Origin of the sequence: Sphingomonas phyllosphaerae, assembly GCF_029623345.1 — a bacterium.
Taxonomy (GTDB): Bacteria; Pseudomonadota; Alphaproteobacteria; order Sphingomonadales; family Sphingomonadaceae; genus Sphingomonas; species Sphingomonas phyllosphaerae_C.
The window spans coordinates 12,606-29,292 of record NZ_JAPYKH010000003.1 but is presented as its reverse complement, the minus strand read 5'-3'; the positions used below and the strand labels follow the sequence as shown (position 1 = coordinate 29,292).

The 16,687-nt window shown below is 69.8% G+C and carries 17 protein-coding genes and 1 pseudogene; 6 read left to right on the top strand and 12 right to left on the bottom strand.

Features of this window, described 5'->3' with window-relative positions; translation table 11 throughout:
- Positions 1 to 10: 10 nt before the first annotated feature.
- Complete coding sequence (locus QBJ89_RS03710) at positions 11 to 1,420, top strand: UdgX family uracil-DNA binding protein (RefSeq protein ID WP_277979203.1); 1,410 nt, start codon at positions 11 to 13, stop codon at positions 1,418 to 1,420.
- A 58-nt stretch (positions 1,421 to 1,478) separates the two neighbouring features.
- On the opposite strand, the gene QBJ89_RS03705 is transcribed toward QBJ89_RS03710, so the two are convergent.
- Entirely contained in the window at positions 1,479 to 2,273 is a 795-nt protein-coding gene (locus QBJ89_RS03705; RefSeq protein ID WP_277979202.1) for an aldo/keto reductase, read from the bottom strand.
- A 79-nt stretch (positions 2,274 to 2,352) separates the two neighbouring features.
- Between QBJ89_RS03705 and QBJ89_RS03700 the strand changes: the two genes are divergently transcribed.
- Complete coding sequence (locus QBJ89_RS03700; protein WP_277979201.1) at positions 2,353 to 2,985, top strand: DedA family protein; 633 nt, start codon at positions 2,353 to 2,355, stop codon at positions 2,983 to 2,985.
- 4 nt (positions 2,986 to 2,989) lie between these two features.
- On the opposite strand, the gene QBJ89_RS03695 is transcribed toward QBJ89_RS03700, so the two are convergent.
- Positions 2,990 to 3,580, bottom strand: a complete 591-nt coding sequence (locus QBJ89_RS03695; RefSeq protein ID WP_431522502.1) for a hypothetical protein — start codon at positions 3,578 to 3,580, stop codon at positions 2,990 to 2,992.
- An 89-nt stretch (positions 3,581 to 3,669) separates the two neighbouring features.
- Positions 3,670 to 4,200, bottom strand: a complete 531-nt coding sequence (locus tag QBJ89_RS03690) for an adenine phosphoribosyltransferase (protein ID WP_277979200.1) — start codon at positions 4,198 to 4,200, stop codon at positions 3,670 to 3,672.
- A 159-nt stretch (positions 4,201 to 4,359) separates the two neighbouring features.
- On the opposite strand from QBJ89_RS03690, the gene QBJ89_RS03685 reads away from it, so the two are divergent.
- The 3 genes from QBJ89_RS03685 (at position 4,360) to QBJ89_RS03675 (ending at position 7,120) form a co-directional block, all read left to right on the top strand.
- Positions 4,360 to 5,910: an amidase gene (locus QBJ89_RS03685; RefSeq protein ID WP_277979199.1), complete on the top strand. Its 1,551-nt coding sequence runs from the start codon at positions 4,360 to 4,362 to the stop codon at positions 5,908 to 5,910.
- A gap of 98 nt (positions 5,911 to 6,008) precedes the next feature.
- Positions 6,009 to 6,410, top strand: a complete 402-nt coding sequence (locus tag QBJ89_RS03680; RefSeq protein ID WP_277979198.1) for a (R)-mandelonitrile lyase — start codon at positions 6,009 to 6,011, stop codon at positions 6,408 to 6,410.
- Positions 6,407 to 7,120: a RibD family protein gene (locus tag QBJ89_RS03675; RefSeq protein WP_277979197.1), complete on the top strand. Its 714-nt coding sequence runs from the start codon at positions 6,407 to 6,409 to the stop codon at positions 7,118 to 7,120. The genes QBJ89_RS03680 and QBJ89_RS03675 overlap by 4 nt, the downstream gene beginning before the upstream one ends.
- Here the strand turns inward: QBJ89_RS03675 and QBJ89_RS03670 are convergent.
- From QBJ89_RS03670 to QBJ89_RS03630, 9 genes are all read right to left on the bottom strand, one after another.
- Positions 7,105 to 7,806, bottom strand: a complete 702-nt coding sequence (locus QBJ89_RS03670; RefSeq protein ID WP_277979196.1) for a TadE/TadG family type IV pilus assembly protein — start codon at positions 7,804 to 7,806, stop codon at positions 7,105 to 7,107. The genes QBJ89_RS03675 and QBJ89_RS03670 overlap by 16 nt on opposite strands.
- Entirely contained in the window at positions 7,797 to 8,381 is a 585-nt protein-coding gene (locus tag QBJ89_RS03665) for a TadE/TadG family type IV pilus assembly protein (protein ID WP_277979195.1), read from the bottom strand. The genes QBJ89_RS03670 and QBJ89_RS03665 overlap by 10 nt, the downstream gene beginning before the upstream one ends.
- Positions 8,378 to 10,198, bottom strand: a complete 1,821-nt coding sequence (locus tag QBJ89_RS03660) for a pilus assembly protein TadG-related protein (RefSeq protein ID WP_277979194.1) — start codon at positions 10,196 to 10,198, stop codon at positions 8,378 to 8,380. Before QBJ89_RS03660 ends, QBJ89_RS03665 begins: the two co-directional genes overlap by 4 nt.
- Positions 10,199 to 10,441: 243 nt before the next feature.
- Complete coding sequence (locus QBJ89_RS03655) at positions 10,442 to 10,678, bottom strand: DUF6894 family protein (RefSeq protein ID WP_277979193.1); 237 nt, start codon at positions 10,676 to 10,678, stop codon at positions 10,442 to 10,444.
- Positions 10,679 to 10,760: 82 nt separating this feature from the next.
- Complete coding sequence (locus QBJ89_RS03650) at positions 10,761 to 11,507, bottom strand: 3-keto-disaccharide hydrolase (RefSeq protein WP_277979192.1); 747 nt, start codon at positions 11,505 to 11,507, stop codon at positions 10,761 to 10,763.
- A gap of 95 nt (positions 11,508 to 11,602) precedes the next feature.
- On the bottom strand, positions 11,603 to 12,448 hold the full coding sequence (gene bla, locus QBJ89_RS03645; RefSeq protein WP_277979191.1) for a subclass B3 metallo-beta-lactamase: 846 nt from the start codon (positions 12,446 to 12,448) through the stop codon (positions 11,603 to 11,605).
- 299 nt (positions 12,449 to 12,747) lie between these two features.
- A complete protein-coding gene (guaA, locus tag QBJ89_RS03640; protein WP_277979190.1) occupies positions 12,748 to 14,301 on the bottom strand; it encodes a glutamine-hydrolyzing GMP synthase in 1,554 nt (517 codons plus the stop codon).
- Positions 14,302 to 14,448: 147 nt separating this feature from the next.
- The gene (locus QBJ89_RS03635) at positions 14,449 to 14,970 is read right to left on the bottom strand and encodes a DUF1697 domain-containing protein (RefSeq protein ID WP_277979189.1); all 522 of its coding nucleotides are present in this window, start codon (positions 14,968 to 14,970) and stop codon (positions 14,449 to 14,451) included.
- Entirely contained in the window at positions 14,967 to 15,356 is a 390-nt protein-coding gene (locus tag QBJ89_RS03630; protein WP_277979188.1) for a VOC family protein, read from the bottom strand. The genes QBJ89_RS03635 and QBJ89_RS03630 overlap by 4 nt, the downstream gene beginning before the upstream one ends.
- Positions 15,357 to 15,515: 159 nt before the next feature.
- Here QBJ89_RS03630 and QBJ89_RS03625 point away from each other — a divergent pair.
- Positions 15,516 to 16,484, top strand: a pseudogene (locus tag QBJ89_RS03625) (AMP-binding protein); the annotation flags it as partial.
- Between the last annotated feature and the right edge of the window lie 203 nt (positions 16,485 to 16,687).

The following is a 16,687-nucleotide window of genomic DNA, read 5'->3' as shown; positions in this document are numbered from 1 at the left end:
TGCGCTAGCAATGCGCGTCGTCACCCTCTCCGCCCCCGACGACGTCGACGGCTGGCGCGACGCCGCACGCCGGCTGCTGGCCGAGCATGTCGCGCCCGATGCCGTCGTGTGGCAGGTCGGCACCGCCGCCACCGATCTCTTCGCCGCGACGCCTACCGATCCGTCCCCTGCCCCGCGCCATGACGCCACCGCGCCGGCGATGCGCGTGCCGCGCGCCTTTCTCGATCTCGCCAACAGCGCCGCGCTTCACCGTGACGCGGGGCGGTTCGCGCTGCTCTACGCGATGCTCTGGCGGCTGCGCGAGACCCCGCGGCTGACCGACGATCATGCCGACCCGCTCGTCCGCAGGATCGAGACGCTCGCCAAGTCGGTGCGGCGCGACATCCATAAAATGCGCGCCTTCCTCCGGTTCCGCTCGGTCAGCGACGACGCGGGCGAGCGCTACGTCGCCTGGTTCGAGCCCGAGCATCATATCGTCCGCGCCAACGCCGCCTTTTTCGTCAACCGGTTCGCGAGCATGCGCTGGTCGATCCTGACGCCCGAGGTGTCGCTCCACTGGGACGGCGCGGCACTCCAGGAGGGGCCGGCGGCGGAGCGCGGCGACGCGCCCGAGGGCGATCCGATCGAGGAGGTGTGGAAGACCTATTACGCCAGCATCTTCAATCCGGCGCGCGTGAAAGTCGGCACGATGCTCCGCGAGATGCCGCGAAAATACTGGAAGAACATGCCGGAGACCGCGCTGGTGCCGCAGCTGCTGGCGACCGCGCAGGCACGGGAGAGCGGGATGATCGACAAGGCGCGTGCGCGGGAGAGCGCGGTCGGCGACAACGCGCGGGCGGCGTGGGAGGCGCTGCGCGACGAGGCGTCGGCGTGCACGCGCTGCCATCTCTACAAGTCGGCGACGCAGACGGTGTTCGGCGAGGGTCCGGTCGACGCGACGATGATGTTCGTCGGCGAGCAGCCCGGCGATCAGGAGGATCTCGCCGGCCATCCGTTCGTCGGCCCCGCGGGGCAGGTGTTCGACCGCGCGCTCGCGGCGGCGGGGATTACCCGCGCCGAGACCTATGTCACTAATGCGGTCAAGCACTTCAAGTTCGAGCCGCGCGGCAAGCGGCGGATCCACGCCAAGCCCGACGCGGGCGAGATCGAGGCATGCCGCTGGTGGATCGAGCAGGAGCAGATGCTGCTGCGTCCGAAGGTGACGGTCGCGCTGGGCGCGACCGCAGCGCGCAGCCTGTTCGGCAAGGTGATGACGATCGGCCGCGAGCGCGGCCGCGAGCTGCGCCTACCCGAGGGCGGCGCGGCCTGGATCACCGTGCACCCGAGCTACCTGCTGCGGCTCCCCGACGAGGCGGCGAAGGCAAGTGAATATGAGCGCTTCGTCGAGGATCTCAGGAAGGCGCATGCGGCGGCGGGGTGAGATGGACGATTGATCCTGCGGGATCCTCCCCGGAACGGCGAGGATCCCATGCCGCGCCTTACAGCTCGCGCGGGTCCGGCCCCATCCGGCCGTCGGGATCGTCCATCGCGTCGATCGCGGCGACATCGTCGTCGCTCAGGCTCAGCTCGGTGGCCTGCCAGTTGCTCGCGAGATGCTCCGGGTTACCCGCCTTGGGAATTACCGCCAGCCCCTTGGCGAGATGCCAGGCGATCAGCACCTGCGCCGGGGTCGCGTCGAGCCGCTCGGCGATTGCCACCACGCGCTCGTCGCGCAGCGTCTCGCCCTGCCCCAGCGGCGACCAGCTTTGGGTCACAATGCCACGCTCGCGGTTGTACGCCTGCACCTCACGCTGCTGGAAGGTCGGGTGGAGCTCGATCTGGTTGACCGCGGGCACCACGCCGGTCGCGTCGATGATGGCGTCGAGATGCTCGGGCAGGAAGTTCGACACGCCGATCGACCGCGCCTTGCCCATGTCGCGCAGCGACACCAACGTCTGCCACGCCTCGACGTAGCGCTCGCCCGCGGGGTGCGGCCAGTGGATCAGGTACAGGTCGACATGATCGCGCCCGAGCAGCGCCAGGCTGGCGTCGAGCGCCGCCTCCGCGTCGCCGTGCTGGTCGTGCCACAATTTGGTGGTGAGCCACACGTCGTCATGCGCCAGCCCCTCACCGACGCCCCGCTCATTGTGGTATAGGGCGGCAGTGTCGACGAGGCGGAAGCCGAGGTCGAGCCCGGCGCGCACCACCGCGGCGACCTGCGAATCGGGGATCTGGTAGGTGCCGAGCCCGAGCTGGGGCAGAACGCGGCCGTCGTTGAGCGTGAGGTCAGTCATGCGCGTCGAACCGTTGCTGGACGGCACGGTTCCACTTTGCGGCTTCCCTTTCGCACCCGCGTGACGCAAGCGCCGCATCATGGTCGAGAAGATCCTTGCCGCCCTCGCCGGCTTCGCCATCGCCGTGATCTCCGCCGGCGGTTATTGGGGCATCGCGCTGCTGATGGCGATCGAGAGCGCGTGCATCCCGCTGCCGTCCGAGATCATCATGCCCTTCGCGGGCTATCTCGTCTCCACCGGCGAGCTCAACCTGTTCCTCGCCGCGACCGCGGGCGCGATCGGCTGCAACATCGGCTCGGTCGTGGCCTATGAGATCGGTCGCCGTGGCGGACGGCCGATGGCGGAGAAGTTCGGCCGCTACGTGCTGGTCGGGCCGGGCGAACTCGACCTCGCCGACCGCTTCTTCAATCGCTGGGGCGGCTGGGCGATCCTGATCGGCCGGATGCTGCCGGTGATCCGCACCTTCATCGCCTTCCCCGCCGGCATGGCGCGGATGAAGCTGATCCCGTTCCACGTCTACACCTTCGTGGGCTCGTGGCCGTTCTGCCTGCTGCTCGCCTGGATCGGCATGACGCTGGGCGACAAGTGGAACAGCGACCCGCGGCTGAAGGCCTTCTTCCACCGCGCCGACGCGGCGATCGGCGTGGTGCTGGTCGCGGCGATCGCCTTCTACGTCTGGCACCGAGTGCGCGGCCTCAAGAAGCACGGTTGAACCGTCAGCGCGGGCGCTCCCCGCGCCGCGGCCCCGGCCCGCGATCCGATCGGTCCGGCCGCGGCGCCCGATAGCCCTCGGCGCGATTCTCGCGGCGCATCTCGCGATACTCGCGTCGGACGTCGCCGCGATACTCCTGCCGCGCGTCGCGTCGCCCCTGGCGGAACTGGTCGCGCGTGATCGTGCCGTCGCGATAGGCGTCGCGGTTGGCGCGGAGGTCGCCGCGATGATCGCGCCGCTCGCGTCCGACGTCGCGGCGGAACCCCTGCCAATTGTCGCGTACGTCGCGACCGCCGTAGCCGCCGCGGCGCTGCTGCCAGTAGCGCTGTTGGTTGCCGTTCCAGCGAAACGGCCGGCGGTATCGATCGTAGACGTAGACACCCGTGCCCGGGTAATAAAAGCCGTCGTTCCAGCCGTAGTAGCTCGGCGCGTAGCCGTAGCCGCCGTAGCCGTAACCGCCGTACGGGTCGTCGTAATAACCGCCGCTGCCGACGCCGAAGCCGACTCCGCTATAGCCATAGCCGGTGGAGCAGGCAGAGGTCATGGCCGCCAGCCCGCCGAGCAGGCCAGCGGCGACGATGTGGGTCCATCTCATCGGAACTCTCCATACCTCGGAGGAAGCGGCTGATACGCGCCGCCAATACGAAGCCAACGGCGCTGGGGCGCAAGCGGTTCCGGCGCGGCTCAGTGGCCCTCGAACGCCACCAGCGCGCTGACCGCGATATCGTCGGCGCGCAGCCGCTCGGCACCCCCTAAGTCGGGCAGGTCGACGACGAACTGCGCCTGGCGCACCTCGGCGCCGGCCTTGCGCAGCAGCCGCACCGCCGCCCGCGCCGTACCGCCGGTGGCGATGAGGTCGTCGACGAGCAGCACGCGCGCTCCCGGCGCGCAGGCGTCGGCGTGGATCGCGATCCGGTCGCTGCCGTACTCGAGCGCATAATCCTCGGCGATGGTCGCCCCGGGCAGCTTGCCGTCCTTGCGGATCAGCAGCACGCCGGCGCGCAGCGGCACCGCGAGCGCCGCGGCGAAGAGGAAGCCGCGCGCCTCGATGCCAGCGACCAGATCAACCGGCCGCTCGGTCGCCGCCACCATCCGCTCGACACAGGCGGCCACGCCGGCAGGATCGAGCAACAGCGTGGTAATGTCGCGGAACTGGATGCCGGGCTTGGGAAAGTCGGGGATGGTGCGGATCAGGGCCCGAAGATCGTCGTTCATGCGCGGCTCCGCTGCAGCGGGAGAGAAGAAGGCGCGCCGGAGCGCAGCCGTCGCGGGTTCCTAGCCGGTGCGGGGCGGAAGTCCATCGCCGGCGCGTCGCGCGCTTGCCCAAGCACCTGAGAACGCGCGAGGATAGGTGCGAACGATGAGGAGCGATCGATGCGCGCGACGATGACGGCTATGGTTCTCACCGGGAGCCTGCTGGCGGTGCCCGCGGTCGCGGCGCCGCAGGTGGAGGAAGTATCGCTCGAGCAGCTGAGCGCGCAGCTCGCCGCCGGGACGACCAGCAGCGCGGCGCTCACCCGCGCCTATATCGCCCGGATCGCCAAGATCGATCGCAGCGGCCCGACGCTGCGCAGCGTCATCGCGCTCAACCCCGACGCGCTCGCCCAGGCGCGCAAGCTGGACGCCGAGCGCGCCGCCGGCCTCGTCCGCGGGCCGCTCCATGGCGTGCCGATCCTGCTCAAGGACAATATCGAGACCGCCGACCCGGTCGCTACCACCGCCGGCAGCCTCGCGCTCGCGGGCAACGTGACCCGTCGCGACGCGCCGCTGGTGGCGCGGCTGCGCGCCGCGGGCGCGGTGATCCTCGGCAAGACCAACCTGTCGGAATGGGCCAACATCCGCTCGACCCGGTCGATGAGCGGCTGGAGCGCGGTCGGCGGGCTGGTGCGCAACCCCTATGCGCTCGATCGCACCGCATGCGGCTCCTCCTCCGGCTCGGGCGCCGCGGTCGCCGCCAGCCTCGCCGCCGCGGCGGTGGGCACCGAGACGGACGGCTCGGTCACCTGCCCCTCCTCGCTCAACGGGCTGGTCGGGCTCAAACCGACCTTGGGGCTGGTCAGCGCCGAGCGGGTGGTGCCGATCAGCCACAGCCAGGACACGCCCGGTCCGATGGCGCGCAGCGTGCGCGACACCGCGCTGCTGCTCGGCGCCATGACCGGCGGCACCACCGACTATGCCGCCGCGCTCTCCACCAGCGCGCTGAGCGGCGCGCGCGTGGCGGTGATTCGCCCGCCCGAGCTGCGCCCCGCGCTCGCCGCGCGCTACGACGCCGCACTGGCGGTGCTGCGCGCCGTCGGCGCCGAGCTGGTCGAGGTCACGCCGCCCAAGCTCGAGGGGCTCGGCGAGGCCGAGCTGCTGGTGCTCAAGACCGAGCTCAAGGCCGATCTCAACGCCTATCTGGCCACGACGCCGGCGACCGTCACGACGCGCACGCTCGCCGAGGTGATCGCCTTCGATCGCGCCCATGCCAGCGCCGAGATGCCCTATTTCGGCCAGGAGCTGTTCGAGGCAGCGGAGCAGACCAAGGGGCTCGACGACCCGGCCTATCGCGCCGCGCGCGCGACCTCGCTGCGGCTCGCCGGGGCGCAGGGGATCGACGCGATGCTGCGCCAAGCGCGCGCGACGCTACTGGTGGAACCGAGCTACGACGCCGCCTGGCCGAGCGATCGGGTCTATGGCGACCAATATGGCGGCCCCTCGGCATCGCAGCTGCCCGCGATCGCGGGCTATCCGCATCTCACCGTGCCGATGGGGCTGGCCGACGGCCTGCCGGTAGGCCTCTCGTTCATCGCCACGCGCGGCGGCGACCAGGCGGTGCTCGGCGCGGGCTATGCCTATGAGCAGCGCGCACGGGCGCGGGTGGCGCCACGTTACCTCGCGCAGGCCGCCGTGAACGCCACGGCCGATGCCGGCGCAGCACGCTGACCCGCTCAACGCGGCGTCGCGACCCGCTCATCGCGACAACAGGGAGACGGTGCGCATGCGCCGCGTTGAGTGCGCATCATCCTCGCGGAGACCAACCCATGAAGATCACGCGCAGCGGCGACATCGCGTCTTCGCGCGGCCCGGCGGACTATTTCACCGGCACTGTTCGGCTCGACATGCCCTTCGAGGGTAGCGGCGCGCTCACCGCCGCCACCGTCACCTTCGAGCCAGGCGCGCGCACCAACTGGCACACGCACCCGCTCGGCCAGACGCTGCTCGTGACGTTCGGGCGCGGGCGGGTGCAGCGCGAGGGCGGCGCCGTCGAGGAGATCGCGCCAGGCGATATCGTCTCGTTCGCGCCCGACGAGCGCCACTGGCACGCCGCCGCACCCGAAACCGCGATGACGCATATCGCCATCGCCGAGAAGAAGGACGGCAGCGCGGTCACCTGGCTCGAGCCGGTCAGTGACGCCGATTATCGCGGCGAGGCAGCCGCATGACCCGGCCGCGCCTCACCTGTCTGATGGCGGGCTCGCTCGATGGCCGGCTCCACCCGAGCCGCTGGACCGACAGCCCCGACGGCACCGCGACCGACTGGACCGGCGCCTATGAAGCGATCCACGACCGCTATTCCGCGGACGGCTGGATCGTCGGCCGCGTGACCATGGCGGAGATGGCCAAGGGCACCCCGCACCCGCCCGCCGATGCCGGCACGCCGCTGCGCCCAATCCATGTCGCGCGCGACCACGGCCCCTATGCGATCGCGCTCGACCGCGGCGGAAAGCTTCACTTCACCGCGAGCGAGCTGCACGGCGACCATGTCGTGGTACTGCTCGGCCCCGATGTCTCGGACGAGCACCTGGCCGAGCTGGCCGGCGACGGCGTCTCCTACATCGTCTGTGAGGAGCGCGACGGCGGGCTCGGTCTGGCAGAGGCGCTCGACCTGCTGGGCGAGCGGTTCGGCGCGCGCCACCTGCTGCTCGAGGGCGGCGGCGGGGTGAACGGCAGCTTTCTCGCCGCCGGCCTGGTCGAGCAGTTCGACCTCGTCCTCGCGCCAGCGCTGGACGGCGGCGACAGCCGCGCGATCGTCGAGGCGGGCGACGCGGGGCTGAAGGGCAAGGTCAGCCTCAAGCTGATCGGCGTCGACCAGCTCGACCACGGCGCACTGCACCTGCGCTACGCGGTCGCCGCGGCTCAGGACGCGGTGTAGCGGTCGCAGGTGTAGCGCTGCGCCGCCGGCGCGGGATTGTAGACCATGTCGAAGGTGCGACGGTCGCGCACGATGAACGAGGCGGTGAAGCGCATCTGCTGCACGCCCGTGCTCAGCCAGCGGCTGCTGATGATCGGGTTGTAGAGGTAATTGACCTCGACGAACATCACTCCGGTGCCCGGCGGCGCGGTGACCTGCGCGCCGGTCTTGCCCATCCCGGTCACCACCGTCCCGGCAAAGCCGCTACCAGTCTGGGTGCCGGCCGTTACCGGCGTGGTGCCGAAATGCGAGTCAAACTCGGTGCCGCCTTGCGTGCCGAGGCAGCGCTGCCAGTGAATATATTGCTTGCCGCCGCTCTCCTCGAGCGAGGAGACGATGATGCGCCCCCGGGTCGTGAGCCCCAGCTTGGCCCCCTGGAGGCGCGCCGCGGTGAGCACGTCGTTGATGTCCACCTCGCGCAGCTGGGTCGAGTTGTCGCTCTGCATGCTGCCGACACGCGAGGCATTGTCGGCGAGGTTGAGCGCGAGCTGGCTGACCTGAAGCGAGGTCAGCGCCAGGTTGCTGGTCTCGATGCCGTAGCAGCCGAGCGTCAGCACCACGGGCAAGGTGAGCGCGAACTCGATCATCGACACGCCCGAGCGATCGCGCCACAGCCGCGCGGCGAGCGGGGTGAGGCTCAGGTGCATATCGACTTCACCACGCTGCTGGTCTGGGTCTTGTACGGCTGGTTCTTGAGCAGCGTACTCGCCGTCAGCGACTGCACCCTGGGCCAGCCCGCCAGCGCCGCCATCGGAAAGATGCGGTTGTAGGTCAGCGTGACGGTGTAGTTGGTGACATCGTTGGCGCCGCCCTGCCCGCCGACGCCAGGGTCGGCGTCCCATACGCCGTTGCCGTTGACGTCGTCGAAACACTCGCCGGCATCGCGCACGCCGTTCCGGTTCTGGTCGTCGAACGCTTCGGGCTTGACCAGCGAGAAGCTGGCGTAGCTCTTGCGCGACGTGGTGATCGTCATGCCCCCGCCGAGCGACGCGAGCATCGTGCGCACTTTGGCGTCGATCACGCTCTGGTCGGCGGCGTTGTTCTCCAGCGCGCTGTCGCGCCCCGCCTTGACCACCGCGCCTTCCAGCACCGAGCGGACGTAGACGCCGTACATCAGGTCGAAAAGGCCGAGCACCACCATGAACAGGACGGGCGCGAGCAGCGCGAACTCGATCGTGCTGACGCCGCGACGGTCGAGCGCCACGGAGCGCCGCGCGCTCACTGGTCGATCCGTAGCATGGCGACCTGCTTGGCGATCTTCTGGAAGATCGCGGAGAGCCCGCTGCCGGTGGTGGTGTACAGCGCCTGCGAGCTGTTGCGGGCGCATTGCGTCAGCTGGTCGCTGGAGCTGGTGTCGATCGCCACCGTCCACACGTCGATGCCGAGCTGGCGCGCGCGGCCGCACTCGTAGAGGAAGCGCGCGTTGTGGTAGGTCGTGAGGTTACCGGTGTCGCCGTTGCTGACGCGGCGGTCGAGGCTCTCGACGCCGTACAGACCGTAGAGCGTGGCGTTCGGCGACATGTCGCCGTCGGTGAGGAAGACGATCACCTTGCGGGGCGCCGGCTGGCCGGTTCGGCCCGAATTGTCCGAAGCGAAGATGCCAGCGGAGCTGAGCAACCGCGTGCCCCAGATCATGCCGGTGTCGTGATAGGTGCCACCGAGCGGCTTGAAGTCAGGTGCGTCGACGTAGTTGGCGATCTGAGCGGTTGTCATCGTCGATAAGCGATGGACCGGCTTACCGCAGGAATAATAGCCAAGCTGCCGACGGCTGGCGCCACCGAGGTTGTTATGATCTTCGCCGTTGCCGACTTCGCCGCCGTAGTTCGCGCGATTATACTCGACGTCGGCCCACATCGGCCGCCACTTGGTCTTCGTATCGCTGGTCGGGACCAGCTCCGGCGTGAGGTCATAGGAGTCCGAGGTGAAGTTGGTCGTACCCGCCTGTGTATAGCGTTCTTCGATGCAGCCATCCCAAACCGAGGTTGCGCCGGTTATCTTGCTCGGATCGGGGACCGAGACACCGGTTAGAAACTTGGAGATATCCAGTTCCTTGCGTGCATAATCGTAGGTCGGCACCATGTTCCGGGTGACGTTTCCGTAACATTTGCCGTTGCTCCACAGCTGGCCGCCCGTATAGTTCGCGGTAGCGCTGGTGTTAAACGTTCCGGCCGTTCCATAGGACCGCGTGCCCATCACCGTCGTACAGTCGGCCTGTGCCTTGGAGTTGAGGCTACCAGTGAAGCTCTCCTGCGCCTCGCCCCCGTTGAATGAGCGCGTCTGATAGAACCACGTCTTGTCAGACGTTGTGCCGCCCGACAGATACGCGGGAGAGACCTGATTGATCGCCTTACCAGCGTTGATCGTCGAGGTATAGGTGACGAACCCGTAACGCACGCGCGTGCTGCTATCGACCGACGAGGCGATCACAGCCGCGAAGTCCTTCACTGCTTGGCGCAGTGCCTTGATCCGAGAACCGTTGCCGGTGGTGGTCTCGGGCACGGCGTAGCTGGTCGAGCCGAGATAGCCCGGCATCGCGTCGGGATCGCTGCTCGGGCGCGTGTACGGCTGAGCCGGATTAGCGTTGGTATAGCTACTGCACTGCGCATCGGTATCCTCCGGCCGACACGCCATCGATCCGGTGGTGTCGAGCACGAAGACGATGTCGGTATCCGCGATGTCGAAGCGCGCCTTGCACGTCACCGAGAGATTGGCGGTGGCCATGGAGAACATCTTCATAACGGTCATCGGCACCTGCACCGAGGCAGTGCCCGCGACCTGCTGGTCACTCGTCTTGGTGGGGGTGAAGCTGGCGCCGGTCGCGCCGAAGAAGCCGGCGCCGAAGTTGTTGGTGAAGAACGTCTTAGCCTGCGCCGTGGCGCTGGCGTCGAGCGCGGCGTTGTCATCGCTGTCCATGAAGCGCCGACCCGCGAGTACGCCGGCGTCGCACGCCTGCTGCAGCCGCGACTTGACCACGTACATGCGCGACACGTCGAGCGCCGAGCCGGCGAGCGCGGCGAGCGGGATCATCGCCACCGCCATCAACGCCGCGACGTTTGCGCCGCGGTCGCGGGCTAGGCGGGTTAACCAGGAAAAGCTCGTCATACACATGCGACCGCGTCGGGGCCCGACGCGTCGCTGGCGCGCGCGGCGAGCGGGGGGAGGACAGCCGCCCTTCCCCGTTCACGGAGCCGAGAGCGACGCGGGTCTACGACCTCGTCGCTTCCTTCTATGTCATTCGTACTTAAGGATTCGTTCGCACAGCGGTATACAATGCGCCGCGCATCATTCGTCGGGGGCACCGCGGACGCCGACGGTCGCGACAATCACGTTGAGCAGCGGGCGGCGGCTCGAGTCCTCCACCGTCACGCGCCAATGGCCCTCCTCGGCATAGCCGGGATGGTCGGAGAGATAACCTCCGAGCTGTCGCACCGCCTCGTTGCGCGCCCCCGCCACGTCAGCGCAGTCGATCCCGGTCGCATCCCGCTCACGACCGGCAAACTGGATATAAAACCGAGCCATAATCCTCAGAAGCGCGGGAAAGGTCGATCGTTCCGACGACTGATCCAGGGCAGCGGCTCGGCAGCCGCCGCCCCGGGCCGGATCACCGCGCAGCGCCGATCCGGCGCAGCTTGACGTTACGGAAGGCGACCGGCTCGCCATGGTCCTGCAGCGCGATCACGCCGCTGGTGAAGGTACCGTACAGCGGCATCTTGGCGAACTTCGACTTGGCCACGCGCGCCTTCCACGCCGCGTCGCCGTAGGAGACGTCGGCCGTCGGTACCCCGTTGAGCCACTGGCGGATGCGGCCTGGCTCGACCAGCAACCGGGCATGGTTCCAGCTTCCCGCCGGGCGCGATGCGCCCGCCGGTGGCACGGTGATGTCGTAGAGCGAGCCGGCGCGATGCGACGGGATCTTGCCGTCGGGGTGGCCCTGATCGTCGAGCACCTGCATCTCGAGCCCGGTCTCATAGCTCTGCGTCGTCTCGGGCACGTTGCGCGCAAGATAGATCACACCGCTGTTGCCGCCCTTCTCCACCTTCCAGTCGAGCGTGAGCTCGAACGGGCCGTAGCTCTCCGCGGTGGCGAGATCGGCGCCGCTCATGTGACCGCCCGAGGCGGTGAGCTCGAGCGCGCCGTCGCGCACCGTCCAGGACGGTGTGGGCGCGCCACCCTTGAACGAGCGCCATCCGGTCAGATCGCGGCCGTTGAACAACAGGGTCCAGCCGGCCGCCCGCTCCCGGGCGCTGAGCGTATTGGGCGCCGATGCGCCGCGCTGCGCCACGCTCGGCGTCGCCGACAGTGCCAGGGCGAGCGCAGCCAGACCGGCCTTGGTCAGATTTCGCATCATGTCTCTCCTTCTCGTCGGCACCGTCCCATCGTCGGGGCGATGCCGGTGCGATCCACAAGCACCCAAGCGCATGCGCCGGCTTCGCGCAACGCCGCTCAGCGCTTCTCCGCGCGCAGCGTGCGTTCGAAATCGGCTCGCGCCGCGCGTGCCATGTCGCCGAGCAGCCGCGGCGCGACGAGCGTCCCCGCGCGCGCGCGGGCGAACACGTCGGCCGCCTCGGGGTGCATCGGCAGCACCACGTCGGCGCGCAGCCGCTCGATCCGGTCGAAGGTGGCGCGATAGTCGCGCACGATCGCGGGATAGCGGCGGTTGCCGACCAGTCGATTACCGGCGACGGTCATGCTGCCGGCGAAGACCACCTGGCGCACGCGGCCGTGATCGACGACGCGCGTGACCCAAGTGGTACAGCCGGGCGTATGTCCCGGGGTCGCCACTGCCCGCAGCGTGACATCGCCGAGCCTGACACGCTCGCCGTCCGCTACCGGCGACACGCGCGCCACCGCGGGGAAGCGGTGGACGCCATAGTCGGTCACGCCCGGCGGCGTCCCGCTGCGCAGCGCGGCGACGTCGCCGCGGCCGGCGAGCACGCGTGCGCCGGTGTCGCGCCGCATGCGCTCGAGCCCGCCGACATGGTCGAAATGCGCGTGGCTGACGAGGATGAGCTTGACGTCGCTGAGCTTCAGCCCGAGCGAGCGGATGTTGCGTTCGATCGCGGGGACGTTCTCGGCCATCGTTGCGTCGACCAGGATCGCGCCTTCGCTGGTCCGGATCAGATAGGCGCCGAGCCCGCGCGTGCCGACATAGGTGATCGGGCCGAGCAGGTGCAGCGGCGGGCGCGGCTGGGTCCACGCGGGCGGATCGCCGCTCGCCGCAAGGGCGGGAGCGGCGGGGAGCGCGAGTGCGGCTGCGAGAAGCGCGATCGTGGCGCGAACGGTCCGCACGACGGACGTGCTCTTTGCCTGGATCGGTCTTCGGTCGTGTGACGCGCCCGCGTGCTCCTGCGCACGCCGGAGGCGAGAGCCACGTAGCTCACGCCCGCGGCGCTGGGCTCCGGCGTCCGCCTGACCACGGTCACGCTCGAGCGCACCAGTCACCAGCGTACCGCCGCGCGCGCGGCGGCTTGCGCCGCCGAATGACGCGGGCGAGCAGCCCCCGGCTGCTTCATCCGTCCGCGCGCCGCGGCGGCTTGCGCCGCCGAATGACGCGGGCGAGCAGCCCCCGGCTGCTCGCTCTTCCCGCGTCATTCCCACTCGATCGTACCCGGTGGCTTGGAGGTGTAATCGTAGGTCACCCGGTTGATGCCCTTTACCTCGTTGATGATCCGCGTCGCCACGCGCGGCAGGAAGTCGCCCGGGAACTGGAACGCCTGTGCCGTCATCCCGTCGGTCGAGGTCACCGCGCGCAGCGCCAGCACCGAGTCATACGTCCGCCCGTCGCCCATCACGCCGACCGAGCGCACCGGCAGCAGCACCGCGAACGCCTGCCAGATCGTGTCGTACAGCCCTGCCGCGCGAATCTCCTCGAGATAGATCGCGTCGGCCTTGCGCAGGATATCGCAGCGCTCCTTGGAGACCTCGCCCGGGATGCGGATCGCGAGACCCGGCCCAGGGAACGGGTGGCGGCCGACGAAGGCGTCGGGCAGCCCCAGCTCGCGGCCGAGCTCGCGCACCTCGTCCTTGAACAGCTCACGCAGCGGCTCGACCAGCTTCATGTTCATCCGCTCGGGCAGGCCGCCGACATTGTGGTGGCTCTTGATCGTTACCGAGGGGCCGCCGGTGAAGCTCACGCTCTCGATCACGTCAGGGTAGAGCGTACCTTGTGCGAGGAACTCGGCGCCGCCGATCTTGCGCGCTTCCTCGTCGAACACGTCGATGAAGGTCTTGCCGATGAACTTGCGCTTGGCCTCGGGATCGGTGATCCCGGCCAGCCCGCCGAGGAACAGCGTCTCCGCGTTCACGTGCACGAGCGGGATGTTGTAATGATTGCGGAACAGGCCAACGACCTGATCGGCCTCGCCCGCGCGCAACAGCCCGTGATCGACGAAGACGCAGGTGAGCTGGTCGCCGATCGCCTCGTGGATCAGCACCGCCGCCACGGCGGAATCGACCCCGCCCGAGAGCCCGCAGATCACGCGCCTGCTGCCGACCTGCGCGCGGATCTCGGCGATCTTGGTGGCGCGGAACTCGGCCATCGTCCAGTCGCCCGCCAGCCCGCAGACGTGACGCGCGAAATTGGCGATCAGCTTGCCGCCGTCGGGCGTGTGGACCACCTCCGGGTGAAACTGCATGCCATAATAGCGCCGCGTCTCATCGGCGATGAGCGCGAACGGCGCCCCCCTGGACGAGGCGACGGGCGTGAACCCGGGCGCGAGCGCGGCGACATGGTCGCCGTGGCTCATCCACACCTGGTGGCGCTCGCCCGACTGCCACAGCCCGTCGAACAGCCCGCAGGCGGCGTCGACCTCGACATAGGCCTCGCCGAACTCGCCGGCATTGCCCTTCTCGACCTTGCCGCCGAGCTGCTCGTTCATGACTTGCTGGCCGTAGCAGATGCCGAGCACCGGCACGCCCGAGTCGAACACCGCCTGCGGCGCGCGCGGGCTGCCCGCGTCGACCACCGAGGCGGGCCCGCCGGAAAGGATCACGCCCTTGGGGCGCATCCGTTCGAAGGCGTCGGCGGCGGACTGGAAGGGTGCGATCTCGCTGTAGACCCCCGCCTCGCGCACGCGGCGCGCGATCAACTGGGTCACCTGGCTGCCGAAATCGACGATGAGGATGCTGTCGGGATGCTCCATGGCGGGCGTGTAGCGGCTGTGCCCCGGGCTTGGAAGGGGCGCGAATGTTGCGAATGTTGAGTCCGAAGCGAGGTGCGCGCCGGCGAACGCGGCGAATGTTGAGCCGATCGCAGCGCGTCGCGTCACAGCGTGCCGCACTGCCCGACGTCACGCCGCGGCGACATCCGCCGCCATCGCCACCAGCTTCGCCACGGTGTTGAGGTTGCGCGCGGTTCCCGCTGCCGCCGCCGGCAGCTTGAGCCGTGACCGCCCCATGCCAGCGCCATAGGCAACGTAGATCTCGCGCGCGCCGAGGGCGAGCCGTTCGCCACCCGGCGCCACCACGCGCCCGAGCGTGTCGGCCGGGGGCGGCGTGTCGAGAAAGATGATCACGGTGGTAGACGGCGGCGCGTCGGCGAAGGGGTTGGCAGCGAGCGTGGCCGCCAGTGCATCCGCGGTGCGCACCGCGACTCTCACCTGCCGCCCGGTCGCTTCGTGCAAGGCCTCTTCCAGTCGTCGCTGCACCGCCGCCGCGTCGAGCGCGCTCGTGAAGACCACGTTGCCGCTCGCGATATAGATCCGCACCGTGGCGAAGCCCGCCGCCTCGCACAGCCGCCGCAGCTCGGCCATCGCCAGCGCACCCGTGCCGCCGACGTTGACCGCACGGAGCAGTGCCACATAGACCGTCATCCCCGGCTCACCGCGCACAACTTGTTGCCGTCCGGATCGCGGACATAGGCCAGCACCGCGCGTCCGAGGCTGGTATCGCGCGGGCCGGGCGCGTCTTCAATCGAGGTGCCGCCGTTCGCCACCGCGACGTCGTGGAAGCGCTGCACCTGCTCGGGCGAGTCGCAGCGGAAGGCGACCGTGCTGCCGTTGCCGACGCTCGCCGCCGCACCGTCGATCGGCTGGCTCACCCCGAACATCGTGCCGTTGTGCCGATAGAACAGGCGCTGATGCCCGCTCGGCGCGGTGTCGCGGCGCGCCGGTGGTGCGCCCAGCACGCCGAGCACCGCGTCGTAGAAGCGTGCCGATCGCGCGAGGTCGTTCGACCCGACCATGACGTGGTTCAACAAGATCGCTCTCCTTCTCTCCCGGCGTTACCCCGGTGACAGATCGCGCCGCGGTAGGACAGCCCGCCGCCCATGCCGGCGTGACCATCGGCTGAGCAAAGAAGCCGGCCCAGCGCGCCGTTCATCGCCTCCGTCCCGCTACATAGCGTCGGTGGGGGCGCGATGAACTTCTGGCAGGACCTGGAGCGGCACGCGGGCCGCGTCGCCTTCGTCACCGCCGCCGGCGACACGCTCGATTATGTCGCGCTGGCACACGCGGCCGACGCGGTGTTCGACCTGCCGCGCGGCACTCCGGTGCTGCTGGCGCTCGACAACGACCTCGCCGCGATGAGCGCCTATCTTGGCGCGCTGCCACGGGGTCTTCCCGCGATCGTCACCGCCGCGGGGGAGACCACCGCCGACCGTGAGCGCGCCGACCGGCTGATCGCCGCATTCCGGCCGGCGGCGCGCTGGTCGAGCGCGCGCGGCGTGGAGCGGCTGCGCGACCCCGGCCCCGCGCCCGCGACACACCCCGATCTCGCGCTGCTGCTGTCGACCTCGGACACCACCGGCGCGACGAAGCTGGTGCGGCTGTCGGCGCGCGCGATCGACGCCAACGCGCGCGCGATCGCCGCCAGCCTTGCGCTGACGCACGACGAGCGCGCGATGACGACGCTGCCGCCGAGCTACGCTTATGGCCTGTCGGTGATCCACTCGCATCTCGCGGCGGGGGCGACGACGATCCTCTACGCCGGCTCGGTGCTCGATCCGGGCTTCCGCGCCGCGATCGAACGCCATGGCGCGACCTCGTTCGGCGGGGTGCCGCACAGTTACGAGCTGCTCGACCGCGCCGGCTTCCTCGACACGCTGCCCGGATCCCTGCGCACGCTGACTCAGGCCGGCGGCCGGCTCACCCCCGAGCTGGTCGCCTCGGTCGCGACGCGCGCGCGCGCAACCGGCAAGCGGTTCGTGGTGATGTACGGCCAGACCGAGGCGGTGGCGCGGATCGCGATGCTCGAGGTCGATCCCGATCACGTCGTCGCGGGCGGGATCGGGCGCGCGATCCCAGGGGGCACGCTCGCTTTGGTCGATCCCGAAACCGGCACCCCGGCGGCGACCGCGGGCGAGCTGGTCCATACCGGCCCCAACGTCATGATGGGCTATGCCGAGGCGGCCGCCGATCTCGCGCGGGGTCACGAGCTGACCGTGCTGCACACGGGCGACCTCGCCGAACGTCTGCCCGACGGCGGCTATCGCGTGACCGGTCGGCAAAGCCGCTTCATCAAGCCGTTCGGGCTGCGCGTCGCGCTGGATGCGGTGGAGCAGCGACTCGCTGCCGCGGGAGTCTCCGCGGT